At 45.3% G+C, this 16539-nt stretch carries 6 protein-coding genes and 1 pseudogene; all 7 read right to left on the bottom strand.

Annotated elements, in window-relative coordinates; all coding sequences use genetic code 11:
• Positions 1–131: 131 nt before the first annotated feature.
• Positions 132–2063: a polysaccharide biosynthesis protein gene (locus NBH14_RS22995; protein WP_186961396.1), complete on the bottom strand. Its 1932-nt coding sequence runs from the start codon at positions 2061–2063 to the stop codon at positions 132–134.
• A gap of 362 nt (positions 2064–2425) precedes the next feature.
• Positions 2426–4008: pseudogene (locus NBH14_RS22990) on the bottom strand (PD-(D/E)XK nuclease domain-containing ATP-binding protein).
• Positions 4009–4197: 189 nt separating this feature from the next.
• A complete protein-coding gene (locus tag NBH14_RS22985) occupies positions 4198–6474 on the bottom strand; it encodes a GH92 family glycosyl hydrolase (protein ID WP_186961397.1) in 2277 nt (758 codons plus the stop codon).
• Positions 6475–6503: 29 nt separating this feature from the next.
• Complete coding sequence (locus tag NBH14_RS22980) at positions 6504–8774, bottom strand: GH92 family glycosyl hydrolase (protein ID WP_186961398.1); 2271 nt, start codon at positions 8772–8774, stop codon at positions 6504–6506.
• 20 nt (positions 8775–8794) lie between these two features.
• Positions 8795–11110 carry a GH92 family glycosyl hydrolase gene (locus NBH14_RS22975; RefSeq protein ID WP_186961399.1) on the bottom strand — a complete coding sequence of 772 codons (2316 nt, stop codon included), beginning with the start codon at positions 11108–11110 and terminating at the stop codon, positions 8795–8797.
• A gap of 394 nt (positions 11111–11504) precedes the next feature.
• Positions 11505–13073 carry a RagB/SusD family nutrient uptake outer membrane protein gene (locus tag NBH14_RS22970; RefSeq protein ID WP_186961400.1) on the bottom strand — a complete coding sequence of 523 codons (1569 nt, stop codon included), beginning with the start codon at positions 13071–13073 and terminating at the stop codon, positions 11505–11507.
• Between the two features lie 29 nt (positions 13074–13102).
• Positions 13103–16480 (bottom strand): TonB-dependent receptor, encoded by a 3378-nt coding sequence (locus NBH14_RS22965; RefSeq protein WP_186961401.1) that lies wholly within the window; start codon positions 16478–16480, stop codon positions 13103–13105.
• Between the last annotated feature and the right edge of the window lie 59 nt (positions 16481–16539).

Genomic DNA, 16539 nt, shown 5'->3' with positions numbered 1-16539 from the left:
TACCCCAGGCAAATTTACCATGCTGCAACCATCTCCTCCCCCTCATCATTGTCGAAGTGTAAGGAGTTCTTGCATTGGTTGTAAGTTCTACCTAATTGTTAAGATTAGAAACAACAAGGCTATTATTTAGATTATTTATCCAGTTTCTCGTACTCAGAATTCTTACTTATAAACTCCGGTACAATTGATTTCATCACTTTCACAGCTTCCAACTTTTCTACTCGAATAGATAGATCTACCAAGCGTGTAATAAGTATTGATATATCCATAAAATCATATTCTCTCACTTTTGCACGGAAGATTTTAGCATTGTTAGTGGGGAGAGTATTTTCTTTGGTTGCCAGCAACTCTTCATACAACTTCTCACCTGGGCGAAGGCCGGTATATTTTATTTCAATATCTTTTTCGGGGATAAGACCGGCCAGTTCTATCATTCGACGTGCCAGGTCGGCAATCTTTACCGGGGTGCCCATATCAAATACGAAAATCTCATTTCCTTTACCCATAAAAGCAGCTTCCAAAACAAGACGGCAGGCTTCAGGGATTGTCATAAAATAACGGATAATATCGGGATGGGTGACTGTTAAAGGACCTCCTTTAGCCAACTGTTCACGGAAACGGGGAATGACAGAACCGTTACTGCCTAACACATTACCAAAGCGGGTAGTGATAAAACGGGTTTTCCCCGGATGTAGCCCTTTACTTATCGCGATACTCAGACTCTGCACATAGATCTCGGCCAGGCGTTTGGAGGCCCCCATCACATTGGTTGGGTTGACTGCCTTATCGGTAGAGATCATAATAAATTTGTCGGCACCATATTTTACGGACATGTCGGCCATATTACGGGTTCCCTGGACGTTGGTATGTACAGCTTCACAAGGGTTTTCTTCCATCAGAGGAACATGCTTATAGGCTGCTGCATGGAAGACATATTGGGGATGGAAAGTTTTAAAAACACTTTCTACACGGGCAAGCATCCGGACATCTCCCATGATCGGAGTGAAGACAACATCGGGAAAACGATCTGCCAACTCCAAACGAATGGTATGCATAGGTGTCTCGGCACTATCAAACAAGATCAGTTGCTTCAAACCAAATGTACAAAGTTGCCGGCAAAGTTCACTACCGATAGATCCGGCAGCACCAGTAACCATAACGACTTTACCCCCTAATTCATCTGCTATCTCTTTCAGATTGATATTTATTTCATCACGTCCTAACAGGTCTTCGATACGAACCTCCGGTAGATTTCGTAAATTGACTGTCCCTCCTTTTAACTCATCTACGGTAGGAAGCATCAACATACGAACCTTTTTCCGCTCACAATAACGAACCAAGCGTTCACTTTCTGCTTTTACAGCATGATAGTCGGTAAACAAAATAGCCTTGATACCTTTTCGGTTTACCAAACCATTAAATTCCAACTGATCTTTTACCGAATAGACCGGACATCCTCCTATACGGATCTTACTTCTTTTTCCTATTCGTATATACCCTTCAATCTGATAATTATCCGATTGTTTCCAAAGAGAAGTGGCAGGCGAATTAGATACAGCGTCTTCCTCGCTGTAAATCAACAGTCTCTCATTATTAGCCACACTTCTAACTATCATGCTATACATTATTATTAATAAAGCACGAAATATTGTCAGGATGAAGAAGATCAGGAATAAATCAAGCAGACCTCCTAAAAAGACTTGAAGAAAAGATAACGAGTGGATAAAACAGGAAAGGACTACAATCATCAAAGCAGCTTTCACAAAGGAGGCAATAGCAATACGCCCCGTCTCTGTAAAAGTAGAATGACGAATGACACCTTTATAGGTCTGGCAGGAGAGAAAACAGATTGTACTGCATAGGATGGAAAAGAGATTTATATAAATAAACTCATGTACCGGCAGACTTATTTTCAAAATATTGCCAAGGGTCGCAAAAACTAAAAAAGTGGATAAAACCGAGAAAAACAGGTCTATAAAAAAGATTATCCACCGATTAAAGTATTTTTGCTTCGAGAAGAGGATGATAAAATCGCTGATTTTCAACACATTAACACTAGTCATATATCATAAAAATGTTCGTCAGTCCCATAACGGGAATAACGATTATTGCTTGTTTTTCAAAGCCTATATAAAGAAAAGGGTGACTAGAAAAAACGATCGTTTTTTCTAGTCACCCTTTTTCTGTTTAAAATCGTTAATCGCTGATTAACAGATATTTTGTACGAATCAGAGGCATAATATTGATACTTAGGAAAATAATAATTCAGAAAAGGCTTTGATTATTGGATTATAAAGAATACTTTTGCACACGAATAAATGACTAGAAAAAACGATCGTTTTTTCTAGTCATTTCACTTTTATCCTATTAATTATTTGATCTTATTTTTTAATTTATATATGGATAAACGTTTTTAGCTATGCATTTATTTCGGCATCGAAGTTGCCGAAGGGTTCTCCACGATTCCCCATTCTCCGATATTCCGTTCTTTCCGATCGAACGAAACACCGACTTTTATCAGTTTACGATGATCTATTTGATAAGGTAACAGGTATCCTTTATCGTTTATTTGTTGTAAAGCATCTTCTATACTTCCGTCCAACTTAAATTCAAAAACGTAAATGTATTCTCCGGTTTTGACAACTGCATCCGCACGGCCTTTGGCACTACGGACCTCTGCATCACAGAACTGCCCCATCAATTTAAAGATCAGATAAAAGACAACCTGGTAATGACGCTCTGTCTTGTCATTCAATTCATAAGGAAAATCCGCAAAAAAAGCACGCATACGTCGCATAAAAGCATCGACATCGCCGGACTCCAGTTCATGGACAAATTTACCGATATAGAAGCCTCTTGCTTCTTCAGTGATGGAAGAATAGAAAGGAGTGATAAAGTTTAGGAATCCGTAACGCACTTCTTCGTTTGGAAATTCCAGTTTATAGAGTTTAAAACGAGCATCGTATTCTTTGATTGTCAGATATCCGCTTTGATAGATTAATGGGATCGGGTTGTTCCGTTCGGCACGGTATTCGGTAAAAGCCGATGCTTGTGTCTCTACACCATCGATCAAAAGACGAAGGTCGTATTCACTTTTCTTCAATAATTCGACCAAAAAGGTAGGAGTTCCGGTCTGGAACCAATAATCACCAAACTCTCTTTTGTCTAATGCACTTAACGTACTGAAAGGATTAAACACTCCCTCCCGGTTCGGATGAAAGTGGTAGCCGTCGTATTGCTTTACCATCGTTTCAACTGTTTCTTCCCATGTCAGTGACTGCATTTGACCTAGCTGTTCCAATTCGGGACGTAAGTTCGCAGTTAACTCTTGATGTGTTATACCGCAAAGAGTTGCATAATTATAGTCGAGGCTTATATCATTAAGTTGGTTCAAATCACTAAAAACACTTACTTGTGCAAATTTAGTGACACCGTCAGGAATACAAAACGCAGATAACGGTCAGCACTTTTGAGAACGCCATAGAACGCTTTCATCGTACGCCGATAGGCTTCCATCAAAGATTCATTATTAATAGCCTGCAAAAGAGGTTTATCGTATTCGTCGATCAAAACAACTACCTGACGCCCGGTTTGTTCCCAGGCACGACGAATCACTCCCTTGAAGCGAAGCGAAAGCGTTGTTTCATCATTACCCCGTCCATAAAGTTCTTCCCACTGTGTCAGTTGATTGCTCAATAAAGCATCTAATTGTTCAGGTCTGTCAAATTTTTCAGCATTCAAATCAAGATGTAACACAGGATAAGTATTCCACTCCTGTTCTAATTTTTCAATGGCCAAACCTTCAAATAGTTCTTTTTTCCCTTGAAAATAGGCTTCCAATGTAGAGATCAATAAACTCTTTCCAAAACGACGGGGACGACTGAGAAAATAAGGGACTTCACTCGCTACCAAATGATAAACTTGTTCGGTCTTATCAATATACAAATAGTTTCCATTCCGAATCTTTTCGAAACTTTGTATTCCTATCGGTAATTTACGACTCATCATCATACGCTATTTTAACTTTTACCTGGTTGTTGAACAAAGATAAACATTTATCCGTATAAAGCGGAAACAACCAACCAATTAATATCAACTACAACAGAATATCAAAAAAAATCAGCCAAGTAGCTAACCTATATGCTACCTGGCTGATTTTATTTTAAGAATTTCAGATCAAATCCGGAAAGAAAATCATTATTGAGGCATCGGAGCTGCTGAAGGCGGAGGTGTCTTTGTCCCCCACTCTTTATTGGCTCTCGGACCCATTTCAAGTTCAAGCAGGCCGCCTTGGGCGATGTCGCTGTGCTGGAACCAGGGCTGGTTCAGGACTTCCCCGTTCAGTTTGGCCGACTGCACATATTTGTTCTCTTCGGAAGCATTGTTTGCTTTGATCTCAAACGTATTGCCGTTACCCAGGTCGATCTTCACATCGGTAAATACCGGGCTACCTATATTATAGGTAGGCGAGCCGGGAGTAACCGGATAGAATCCCATCTGGCTGAACACAACGAAAGCAGACATACCACCACCGTCTTCATCACCGGGAACGCCCATCACGTCGTTACGGAACCACTGGTTCAACAACGTACGGATACGTTTCTGAGTCTTCCAGGGCTGACCGGCATAGTTATACAGATACGGGATATGCAAACTCGGCTCGTTAGCCATCGAGAACATACCTACGTTGCCGGTATGGTCGGGAAGGAAGGAATAAAAACTCCATTTGGACATACCGAGCGGTTCGTTGAACATGGAATCGAGATCCAAAACGAATGCTTTGTCACCACCGATCATAGAGATCAGGTCGCCGATGTTATGCTGTACGTCCCAACGATACACATAGGCATTGTTCTCATCGTAATAATCGCGGGCACCCAGGCCACCGTCATAACGGTAATCCATCGGTTCGATGAACTTGCCGTCCTTATCCTTCGGATGGAAGAAACGGGTATCGGGGTTGAACAGGTTGCGGTAGTTATAGGATTCGCGCAGGTAATGTTTGGCTTCATCTTCCTTGCCCAGTTCGGCTGCAATCTGCGAGAGACACCATTGGTCGTAGGCTGTTCCCAGCGTAACGGCTACCGGCTGGCGTTTTTCCCAGATAGAGACGTTGGCTACCGTTTCCTTTTCGCCGGGTTTCAATGCGGGGATATAACCGTGTTCCTTATAGAAATCGTCCAACCATCCGGCAGGGGCAGCCGACCAGGGGATCAGGGTTTTCTCTTCGATACCTTTCTTTGAAGCGATATAGGCCTTTTCCAGGTCAAAGCCGCGCAGGCCTTTCTTCCAGGCGTCGATCACGGTGGCAACGGCATGGTTGGAGTTCATACGGCGAGAGTCACCGGTCACTTCCGGGAAGGTCGGCATCCAGTTCGTACCCATCTGTTCCGCCATCAACAGGAAGGAATTGATGATATCGCTCTCACGTTCATTGTCAATCAGGATACGCAACGGATGGGTTGCACGGTAGGTATCCCAGATCCAGTCGTCGGTATAGAACGGACGACCGCCGTCTTCATGGATCTGACCATCGAAGGCACTATAGTAACGGCCGTCTTCGCTCAGGTTGACCGGACGTTCGTAGCAACGGTATAAAGAGGTATAGAATACGGTCTTGTCGTCGTTGGTTCCGCCTTGCGTCTGGATTTTGCCGAGGGCATCGTTCCAGTCGTTGCGGGCGATCTTGGCTACAACATCCACATCGTAGGCGGCGATCTCACGTTCGAGGTTCTTCTTTGCCTGGTCTTCGCTGATGAAGGAGATACCGTAGCGCACACCGAGTTTCTTCACGTCATTCCCGTAAGAAAGGACAAGGGCAGCGTCTTTACCTTCTACCGATGTTTCACCGTATTTCACGGTGTTATCTCCCAATACGCCACATTGTTGCGGAGCTTTGTCTGTTTCGGCATAGAGATAGACTTTCGTCTTCCGGTCTACGAACTGGTAACCGCTGACGCTCTTTCCATCGCTCTTCAACTGTCCGTTACGGCTGTTGAAGATCAAGTAGGCAGGCCCTTCTCCTTCAAAAGTGATGCCATAGACGGCACTCTGATGCGAAGGGGCGAAGTCTACATCTATATTATTATCGTCCAGATATACCTGGTAACGATACGGATAGATCTTCTCATGGTCATAGCTGTAATTGATAACCGGCTTCAATCCGGATTCTTCTCCCTGATACGGGCTCAGATTAAAAGCAGAACTTCCGCGGTGGCTGGTTACGATAACCGGCAACCCGCTCAACATATCACCTGTAAAATCGGCACGCTCCGGATAGACACGGAGCATACTGTTAGGTAAATGTACGGTCGGATAGGTAGGCACCAGCAAGTGACTGATGTTTCCCATATAGGGATTGACATAGTCTACCGGGCTTTTCTGCTCCGACGGGAGACCTCCTCCGGCAGCGCAGGAGGCCAGTAAAAAAGCTGAAGCCAGCAAGGCAACAGATGTCTTGATTTTTTTATTCATCTTTTTTCTGATATAAAGTTTATAAATTATTATTCGGCCGACTTAGGACGGTTTTCCGGTGCCGCACCAAACTGCTTGTTCGGTGTGTTTCCCATAACAAACGTCAGGTTCCCGCCTTTCATGATGTCATCATACATTATATATGACTTCTCGTAAGGCTGTCCGTTCAATGTAACCGATTGGATATAAATATTGTTTTTATTGTTATTCTGAGCTACAATATCAAATGTCTTACCTTCTTTCAAACGTACCGAAGCCTTCTCAAACAAAGGACTGCCGAATACAAATACGCCATTTGAAGGATTCACCTGGTAGAATCCCAAGGCTGACATTACATGCCAGGCAGACATTTGTCCGCAGTCTTCATTACCGATGACACCTTCCGGCTGGTCCGTATAGAACTCATCCTGGATAAAGCGAACCTTCTCGGCCGTCTTCCACTGTTCGCCGGCATAAGGATACAAATAAGCGACATGATGGCTCGGTTCGTTACCATGGGCATACTGGCCGATCAGGCCGCTGATATCGCTGGATGCCCCCTCTCCCATGTCACCTTCAACAAGGAACAAAGAGTCGAGTTTTGAAATGAAAGCGGCATCGCCTCCCAGTATGTCGATCATGCCTTCCGGATGCTGGGGTACAAAGAATGTATATTGCCAGCCTGTTCCTTCCGTAAAATCGCCTACCCCGTGTATGGAACGGAAAGGATCATACGGCGTACGCCAGCTACCGTCGTCCATCTTCGGACGGACAAAGTTGATGTCCTTATCGAAATACTGCGCATAATATTTACCTCTTTTCAGGTAATTGTCATAATCATCTTTCTTACCCATTTTCTTTGCCATCAATGCAATGCCCCAGTCATCAGCAGCATATTCCATGGCGATGGAAGTCGCTTCATGCACTTTATCACAGGGGATATATCCTTTTTCCAGTACATAAGGCACGGCATTCTGTTTTTTGTTGGTAGCTGTTCCGGTCATCGCCTGGAAAGCACGTTCCGGATCAAAACCCTTGAAACCTTTGAGGTAAGCATCAGCCACAATAGGCACAGAGCTATATCCCGGCATACAATTCGTTTCGCCTCCTATCAGATGCCAGATCGGTAATTTACCCTGCTGGTCGTAGATGCTTAGGAAAGAATTGACGATATCGTCTACTTTCTCCGGCGCAATAAGGGTGTAAAGCGGGTTCAGAGTACGGTAGGTGTCCCACAGGGAGAAAGTAGAATAGTTCGTCCAGTTGTTATTGGAATAGATCTTATCATCCTGTCCGCGGAACTCGCCGTTCACATCACAGTACAATGTCGGGGCAATGAACATGTGATAGACAGAAGTATAAAATATCTTTTTAGCCTTTTCGTCCTGTGTATCTACAGCGACGCAAGCCAACTGGTCGTTCCATTTCTTCCGGGCATCCTGATGAACCCGGTCGAAATCCCAATGCGATAATTCTGCCTGCATATTCTTCAAGGCATTTTCACAGCTGACAGAAGAAATAGCCACCTTTGCCGATACATTTTCAGGATTGTCTTTAAAGGTAACAACCCCTTTTACTCCTTCGCCGGTCAACTCATCGTTACCGGCCGGGGCGTCATCGTTGAAAACCTGCAAAGAAGCAACCGGCTGGTCAAACTGCATGGTGAAGAATACTTTATGCTGCGGACTCCATCCATGAGAGAAACGGTAACCTTCCAAGGTGTATTCGTCCTTCTTTTTCAGATAAGTCTCGTAAGAGCGATCGCCGTTCCCTTCTTTCAGGTTGATCAGCAGATGCCCCGGTTTGCCCTTCGGGAAAGCATACCGATGCAGGGCGACACGTTCGGTTGCCGTCAGTTCCGCCTTCACGCCGTTATCCATCAGCAAAGAGTAGTATCCCGGAGAAACCGCCTCATTCTCATGTTTGTAGTAAGAGGAACAGGCACCTTCTATATTGTCCTGTTCACCGCGTGCCGTACGGACTTCTCCGGTAAACGGCATCACAAGGATATCGCCCAGGTCGGCACAACCGGTACCGCTCAGATGCGTATGGCTGAAACCGATAATCACGCTGTCGGAATAATGATAGCCCGAACACCAGTCCCATCCTTTATGAATATTCTGCGGCCCAATCTGTACGGCCCCGAAAGGCACGCTGGCACCCACAAATACATGGCCGTGTTCACCTGATCCGATATAAGGATCCACATAAGATACATAGTCTGTTATTTTCTCTGTCTTCTCCGGTGCCTGGCAGGAAAAGACGAAAGATGCCAGGCATATAGCTACGCCTGACATCATCCATTGTTTGTTTAATTTCATCTTAGTATTCAATTCAGTATTTATTTTTTCTTCTTTTCATCCACTGAGAATGAATAAGGGAAGTCTTCCGGGTTAACACCTCTGTTCAGGTTGGGTTTGTCGCCCATCTTAAAATCGAGGACACCGCCTTTCAGCAGTTCGTTGTGGTCGAGATAGTTCTTGGTATAATTGACGCCGTTGAATGACATCGACTCGATATAGATATTCTTGTCGCTGTTTTCGGGAGCGTTGATCACCAGGTTCTTTCCATTCTCGAAATGCAGTGTTGCCTTCTTAAACAACGGGGCGCCCAACACATACTGCGTAGTACCCGGAGCCACCGGATAGAATCCCAGGGCTGAGAATACATACCAGGCGGAAGTCTGGCCGTTGTCTTCGTCACCGCAATAACCGTCAGGTGTCGGAGTATACATCTTATTCATTACGTCACGTACCCAGTACTGCGCTTTCCAAGGTTGTCCAGCGTAGTTATACAAGTAGATCATATGCTGGATCGGCTGGTTGCCATGTGCATAGTTACCCATGTTCATGATCTGCATTTCGCGGATCTCATGGATTACCTGTCCGTAGTAACTGTCGTCGAACAATGGCGGAACGGCAAAAACAGAATCAAGCATCATCACAAAAGAGTCTTTGCCACCCATCAGGTCGATCAGTCCCTGCGGATCGTGGAAGACAGACCAGGTATAATGCCAACTGTTGCCTTCGGTGAAAGCATCCCCCCACTTCAACGGAGAGAACGGTGACTGGAAAGTGCCGTCGGCATTCTTTCCGCGCATCAGTTTACTTTCCTTGTCATACAGATTCTTATAATTCATGGCACGTTTAGCATACAGGTCGAGTTCTTTCTTCGGGCGGCCCAGTTCTTTGGCGATCTGATAAATACACCAGTCGTTATAAGCATATTCCAGTGTACGGGCTGCGTTTTCATTGATCTTGACATCGTAAGGCACATATCCCAGTTTGTTGTAATACTCATGTCCCAGACGACCGGTGGAAGACACTGTCGGGTGTACGTTTTCCGTTCCGTGGATCAGGCCTTTGTACATCGTTTCCAGGTCATCGACCTTTACACCCTTCATATAAGCATCTACCAGGATGGAAGCCGAGTTGTTACCCACCATGCAACCACGGTGTCCCGGACTTGCCCATTCGGGGAAGAAGCCGCTTTCCTTATAGGTATTGATCAGACCTTCCTGCATTTCCTTGTTCATAGACGGATACATCAGGTTCAGGAACGGGAACAGGGCACGGAACGTATCCCAGAAACCGGTATCGGTAAACATATATCCCGGCAGAACTTCACCGTTGTACGGACTGTAATGAACTACATTTCCGGCTGCATCGATCTCATAAAACTTACGCGGGAAAAGCAATGAACGGTACATGCAGGAATAGAACGTACGGTACTGGTCCAATGTTCCGCCTTCTACCTCGATCTTGCCCAAGACATCGTTCCAGGCTTGTTTGCCTTTAGAAACCAGGGTATCGAAATTATCATTACCCAATTCTTTCATATTTACAGCAGCCTGGTCGAAACTGATGAAGGAAGAAGCCACCTTGGCCTGAACGATCTCGCCTTTCTTCGTCTTGAAACCGATCACGGCACCCACATGGCTGGAAGTTTGTTCTTTCGAACCTTCTTTCAGCGTGTTGTCGGCAAACGTCGCTTCGTAGGTAAAAGGTTTATCGAATTCGATAATAAAGTAGTTCTTGAAGTTCTCAGGAACACCGCCGCTATTCTTGGTAGAGTAACCGATAATCTTGTTTTCTTCCGGGATGACTTTGATATAAGAACCGTTATCCAACGCGTCTACCACTATGTAAGAATGATCGTTTTCCGGGAAGGTGAAACGGAACAGAGCGGCACGGTCGGTCGGAGTCAGTTCCGTTATCACATCGTGATCGGCCAGATAGGCTTTATAATAATAAGGTTTCACCACTTCACTCTTATGGGAGAACCAGCTGGCACGTTTATCCTGGTCAAATTCAGGAGCGCCCACAACGGGCATAATGGCAAACTGTCCGTAATCGTTGATCCACGGACTTGGCTGGTGGGTTTGTTTGAATCCACGGATTTTATTTGCGGTATATACATACTGCCATCCGTCTCCCATCTTTCCTGTTTGGGGAGTCCAGAAGTTCATCCCCCAGGGACGGGCAATGGCGGGATAAGTGTTTCCTGTCGATAGTTCAAAGCTCGATTGAGTTCCCATCAACGGCATTGCATACTCTACCGGGTCAAAGGCGTCGTTACCGGGAGCTGCCATAGCTGGCTTTCCAATCCAGGCCGTCATCGCGACCAAAGCAATAGCCAATACATTTTTCTTATTCATGTTTTCTTATTTTGGGTTGAATTTACAAGTTTAAATGAAGCCAAATCATCAAATTCATTATTCACACAAAGATAAAGACAATCCGGAAGAGAAAGAATACAAATATCTTTAATTCATATACAAAATCACATAAAGGGACTCTTTTTAAGGGAAAATGAAGTCCAAACCTAGTCTTCGGTACATAAGCGACCTTGTAATCTTAATACTTCCAGGCTAAATTTCTGTCTGACAGGAGCTGTTCCTGATCAGTTGCCTATAAAAACTGTAGCCGACACTGTCGGCAAAATAAACGACAGTGTCGGCAAAGTTTTCGACAGCGTCAACAATATTACCGACAGCGTCGGCAACAGATTACATCGGCAAGCAAATGCAATCAGACGCCATGTCATCACGATTACTTCGAAGAGTAACCGGAGTTTTGAGTCAGGCGGGGATTACGCTGCATTTCATTTACTGAGATCGGCCATAGCAGGTCGGTTTCCTTAAACGTAGCACCGGAAGCATTCTGAGCTCCTATCAAATCTACATAATATACCCGGCCAGCTTCTGTTTTGGAGATCACCGGGAATTTGCCTGTACGCACGCAATCATCCCAGATCTTGTATTCCAGCGGGAACTCACGCAAACGTTCGGTCCAGCAGGCTTCGATAAATGCCTGTTTCGACAGCTTCTGCAAATCGGCGGCAATCTGGCCGGCTGTTTTACCTTCCATATCGGCACGGGCCTGCACCTGTGCCAGATATCCGGCAGCTTCGGCCGTGACTCCCTGGCTTTGGACAATGGACTCCGCTCCGTCCAGCAAGGCTTCGGCGTAGCGGAAGATATTCCAGTCTTTTGTGCCCTTACCTGTACTCAGCAAAGCGTCTTCATCATAATAATACCAGCATCCGGCATTCTTGGAAGACCAGGTCGCTCCTGTGTTCGGGTTGGTGTATTCCCAATGGAAGAACTGGTTCTGCTGAACGCGCAAATCGTTCTTGTCATACACATTCAGAAATTCATCAACAGGGCCGTAGACACGTTCGAAAATCGAATAGGTACCAAATACGGACACGGCACTTGAATTAAAGGCATATGTAGGGAACCAGTCGCTTGTATTCACTGCATTGTCGTATTCCTGGGCATAGATCACTTCGTCGAGATCATCGGTCGAACGCAGCTTGTTGAAAGCACTGTTCATCTTGAGGTCGTCATTCTGAATCAGCTTATGGGGCGAGTCAATCACTATTTTTGCATACTGGGCGGCATCGGCATATTTACCCTGCTGCATATACACGGAAGTCAGCATCATAGCGGCGGCATACCGGGTGATCCGGTGAGAGTTGTCGGCAAATTTTGCAGCCGGCAACACATCGGTCGCCTCTTTCAGGTCGGCTTCGATCTGGGCGTAAATGGTTTCGGTTGCCGTTCGTTCAAGTTCCATATTCTCTGCAATAACATAAGGTTCCGTATAGAAAGGAACTGCTCCGAATGTTTTCACCAGATAGAAATAATTGAATGCACGGAAGAACTTGGCCTCCCCGATCAAGCGGGTCGATACCGCCTCTTCCATCTTTATATCCGGAATACTTTTAATGGCTGCGTTTGACACGTTGATCGCTTTATAACAGGCATCCCAGATTCCGTCCATCGTTCCTGAGATTTGCATGGTGTATTGCTGGCGGTTCAATTCGCGGGAATACTTACAAACGATCTCCTGCCCTTCATAGCTGTTCAGAAAATAACCAGTGAGCAGTCCGGTAATGGAGGCAAAACTTCCGACATAAGCACTCGGCGCCGATGCTATCTGCCGGATAGCACCTGTACGGTACAAATAGTTGACGTTGGCCAATGCCTGCGCTTCCGTTGTATAATAACCGACAGTAGTCAGCTGGCTTTTAGGCTTTTCATCCAGAAAATCACTACATGCCGTAAAGCTGAACAGTCCGGCACATAAAATCGCGGTTGTCAATATCTTTTTCATATTTTAATCGTCTTAATTAGTTAAATGAATCAGAAAGTCACATTAACACCGAAAGTAAACGTACGTGCTCTCGGATAAGAGAAGAAAGTCATGTTCTGACCGAACTTGCCGGCTCCCTTGTCCGTCGAGCTGGTTTCGGAAGTCGATTCGGGATCGTAGCCCAGGAAATCCTTAGAGACAATCTGGAACAGGTTATTACCACTAGCATACAGGCGCAAACCGGACAAACCGAGTTTCTTGATGGCATTCTTTTCAAATGTATATCCTATCTGCAACATATTGCAACGCAGATAAGAACCGTTGGCAACCCATTGAGAGTCGGTTGTCGTATCCTGACCGGCATGTTTTTCTCCGTTATGGTCGCCGCTTTGCAGATAGATCATCTGCTGCATGGTTCCCGGATTTGTTCCGTCATAGGCATCATACAGGATATTCTTCAAGCCGTTGGTTATACCGAAACGGTCATAAGTTGAATGGAAGAAACGCTGCAACGTTTCAACGCCCCATACAAACTGCAAATCCAGTGTAAGATCAAAATTCTTGTAAGAGAAATTGTTGATCCAGCTACCCGTCCAATCCGGTAATCCTTTACCGATGATCTCTTTTTCGGAAGAGCGTTTTGCACGACCTACCTGATTCTTTTCGCAATTGCCGGCTTCAAAGTCTTCTATCGTATAAACGCCGTAACGTTGCAGGCCATAGAAGCTACCCATACTTTCTCCGACACGCAGGATACTGCCGCCGTTTACCCAATCGTACAGATAAACATCGGCATCGGTATCACCCAGAGCAAGGATCTTATTTTTGTTATAGTTCAGGTTTACTACTGAGTTCCAGTTGAATTCTTTACTACGTACCGGAGTTGCATTCACCATCAAATCCATACCCTGGTTTCTTACTGCTCCGATATTTTTAAAGATCGTGCTGAATCCTGTTGAGTGAGGAACCGGGCAGTCCAAAAGCAAGTCGGTCGTTTTCTTGTTATAATAAGCGATATCCAGGTTCAAACGGTTCTCGAAGAAGCCGATATCGAAACCGATATCAAACTGCCCTGTCTTTTCCCATTTCAGATCCGGGTTCGACATGGTCTTGATATAAGACCAGGGAGCACGTTTACCGTCGATCAGATGCGTTCCGGCATCCGTCTTTCCCAACGAATTGTACGGGCCGATTTCAGAGTTACCGGTCAACCCATAACTGGTGTGCAGTTTCAGGTTGCTTATCACTTCGCTGTCGGACAGGAAATCTTCCTGAGAGATATTCCATGCCAGACCGGCAGACGGGAAAAAGGCATATTTATTGTTATCTCCGAATTTGGAAGAACCATCAACACGGCCGGTAACGGTTGCCGAGTAACGGTCTTTATAGGTATAAGCCAAACGCAGAAAATAAGAGTTCATAGCCCAACGTTCCCAACTTGATTCCGGACTGCCTGGATTGGTTCCGACAGCCATGTTGTTATCTTCGTAGAAGTCGTCAGCAAAACCTTCCGTACGGGATTTGTTCCAACGCTGTGTGCGTTCCTGCCAGGATAAACCGGCCATGGCGTTTATACGGTGATCGCCGAATACTTTGCTGTAAGTCAGATAAGTTTCTTCCTGCCAGTAGAGTGAGTTCCAGTTCTGGTATTCAGCCCAACCGTTAGGCATGGAGATATTATTCAGGGAAATGGAAGAATATCCCCTATAGGTTGCATTATGGCTGTCGATACCGAACTGGGTCTTCAAGTCCAGGCCGTCCATCAGATGGAAAGTCAGCGCAGCATTACCGAATATCTGCGTATTATATCGCATACGTTTCTGCAAGTCCAGGATCATAGCCGGATTGGACATACCCTCCAGACCGAAATAATTGCTTTCGCTCAAAGAAGTGGTGCTTGTCGTATAATCACCGTTGGCATCATAGACCGGCAGCCAGGGAACCATCTCGATCATGGTACGGCGGGCATCCTGTCCGCCGCCGTCTTCCGGAGTATAGCGTCCCCATGTATGGTTAACCAACAGGTTAACAGCCGTAGACAACCAGGGAGTCGGATTGGCATCGTAAGCGACCTTGGCATTCAGACGTTTGTTATACGTATTATTAACAATACCCTGCTGGTCGGTATAATTCAGGAAAGCACCCATAGAAGAGTTCTTGCCGGCCTGCTGTATGTTTATCTGATGGTTATGTGAAACAGCCGTACGGGTAGCTTCATCCTGCCAGTCAGTATCATACAAAGGATTACCGTTTTCATCGAAATAGTTACGGTCATGGAACCAATAGGAACGGTCCAACGACCAGTCTTTCCCCATATAGGTATTCTCATTCTCCAACCCTTTCATGAAAGTGTCTACCCATTCCTGCGAATTCAGCAAGTCCATCTTACGGGCAATATGACTGACGCTGACCGACCCCTGATAGCTGACAGAGGTTCCTTCGCCGTCTTTCTTTCCCCGTTTGGTTGTGACCATAATAACTCCGTTGGCACCACGTGCACCGTAGATGGCAGCAGCAGAAGCGTCTTTCAACACTTCCATGGATTCGATATCATTCGGGTTAACCAGTCCGAAGTCTTCCATCACGACACCGTCCACTACATATAACGGTTCGGAAGAAGAGTTGATAGTAGCCATACCACGGATAATGACACGGTTCGCATAGGCTCCCGGCTGGCTGGAGTTCGAGAAGATATTGACACCGGAGACTTTACCGCGCAGGTTATCCAACGCGCTGAAGTTCTGATTCTTTGTCAGTTCCTCTCCTTTGGCAACTCCGATAGACCCTGTTACATCCGATTTGCGCATTGTTCCGTAGCCGACAACAACGACTTCATCCAGCGCCTGTGTATCTTCTGTCAGCACAGCACTGACGGTCGACTGGCCGTTTACCGGAACTTCGCGGGTCAGATAGCCGATATAAGAGATCACCAATACCGCTTTATCCGGAATCTCCAGGGAGAATTTACCGTCGACATCCGTGATCGTACCGTTGGTTGTTCCTTTCACTACCACATTGGCACCGATGACAGGCTCTCCGGACGAATCGGTTACCGAACCGGTTACTTTCTTACCTTGCTGCTTGATAGAAAGCAAACTGTTCTTCGTCAGTACAATATAATCATTCTCAAAAGCGAACTTTACTTCCGAGCCTGCAAAAGCGTCATTCAGGTATTGGGCAACGGATTTACTTCCAGCTTTTACAGGAATAGTTTTATTTACATCTACTTCATTTTTACTATAGACAAACAGATAATCTGTCTGCTGTTCAATCTGATCTATAAAATTAGCGATAGTCATATTCTTTCCGCTCATATTCACTTTCACGTTTTGCGAACTAGTCTTTGAAGCAAAGGAAGAGAATACACAAAGGGAAAGCAGAATGGCTGAAATTCTCATAACATTTAGAATTTTCGGTTCTTTTTTCATAACTTTGTATTGTTTATTTGTTAATACTTAATTACTTTGATTACGTGTTAGCATGCGGC

It is taken from the genome of Parabacteroides caecihominis (assembly GCF_023656785.1).
GTDB classification, from domain to species: domain Bacteria; phylum Bacteroidota; class Bacteroidia; order Bacteroidales; family Tannerellaceae; genus Parabacteroides; species Parabacteroides segnis.
Note: the sequence above shows the minus strand (reverse complement) of the source record. Positions and strands in the feature narration are given on the sequence as shown.

Excerpts from the sequence above, each read along its gene's own strand:
- NBH14_RS22995 (WP_186961396.1), bottom strand. The coding sequence starts at position 2,063 with ATGACTAGTGTTAATGTGTTGAAAATCAGCGATTTTATCATCCTCTTC.
- NBH14_RS22985 (WP_186961397.1), bottom strand. The coding sequence starts at position 6,474 with ATGAATAAAAAAATCAAGACATCTGTTGCCTTGCTGGCTTCAGCTTTT.
- NBH14_RS22980 (WP_186961398.1), bottom strand. The coding sequence starts at position 8,774 with ATGAAATTAAACAAACAATGGATGATGTCAGGCGTAGCTATATGCCTG.
- NBH14_RS22975 (WP_186961399.1), bottom strand. The coding sequence starts at position 11,110 with ATGAATAAGAAAAATGTATTGGCTATTGCTTTGGTCGCGATGACGGCC.
- NBH14_RS22970 (WP_186961400.1), bottom strand. The coding sequence starts at position 13,073 with ATGAAAAAGATATTGACAACCGCGATTTTATGTGCCGGACTGTTCAGC.
- NBH14_RS22965 (WP_186961401.1), bottom strand. The coding sequence starts at position 16,480 with ATGAAAAAAGAACCGAAAATTCTAAATGTTATGAGAATTTCAGCCATT.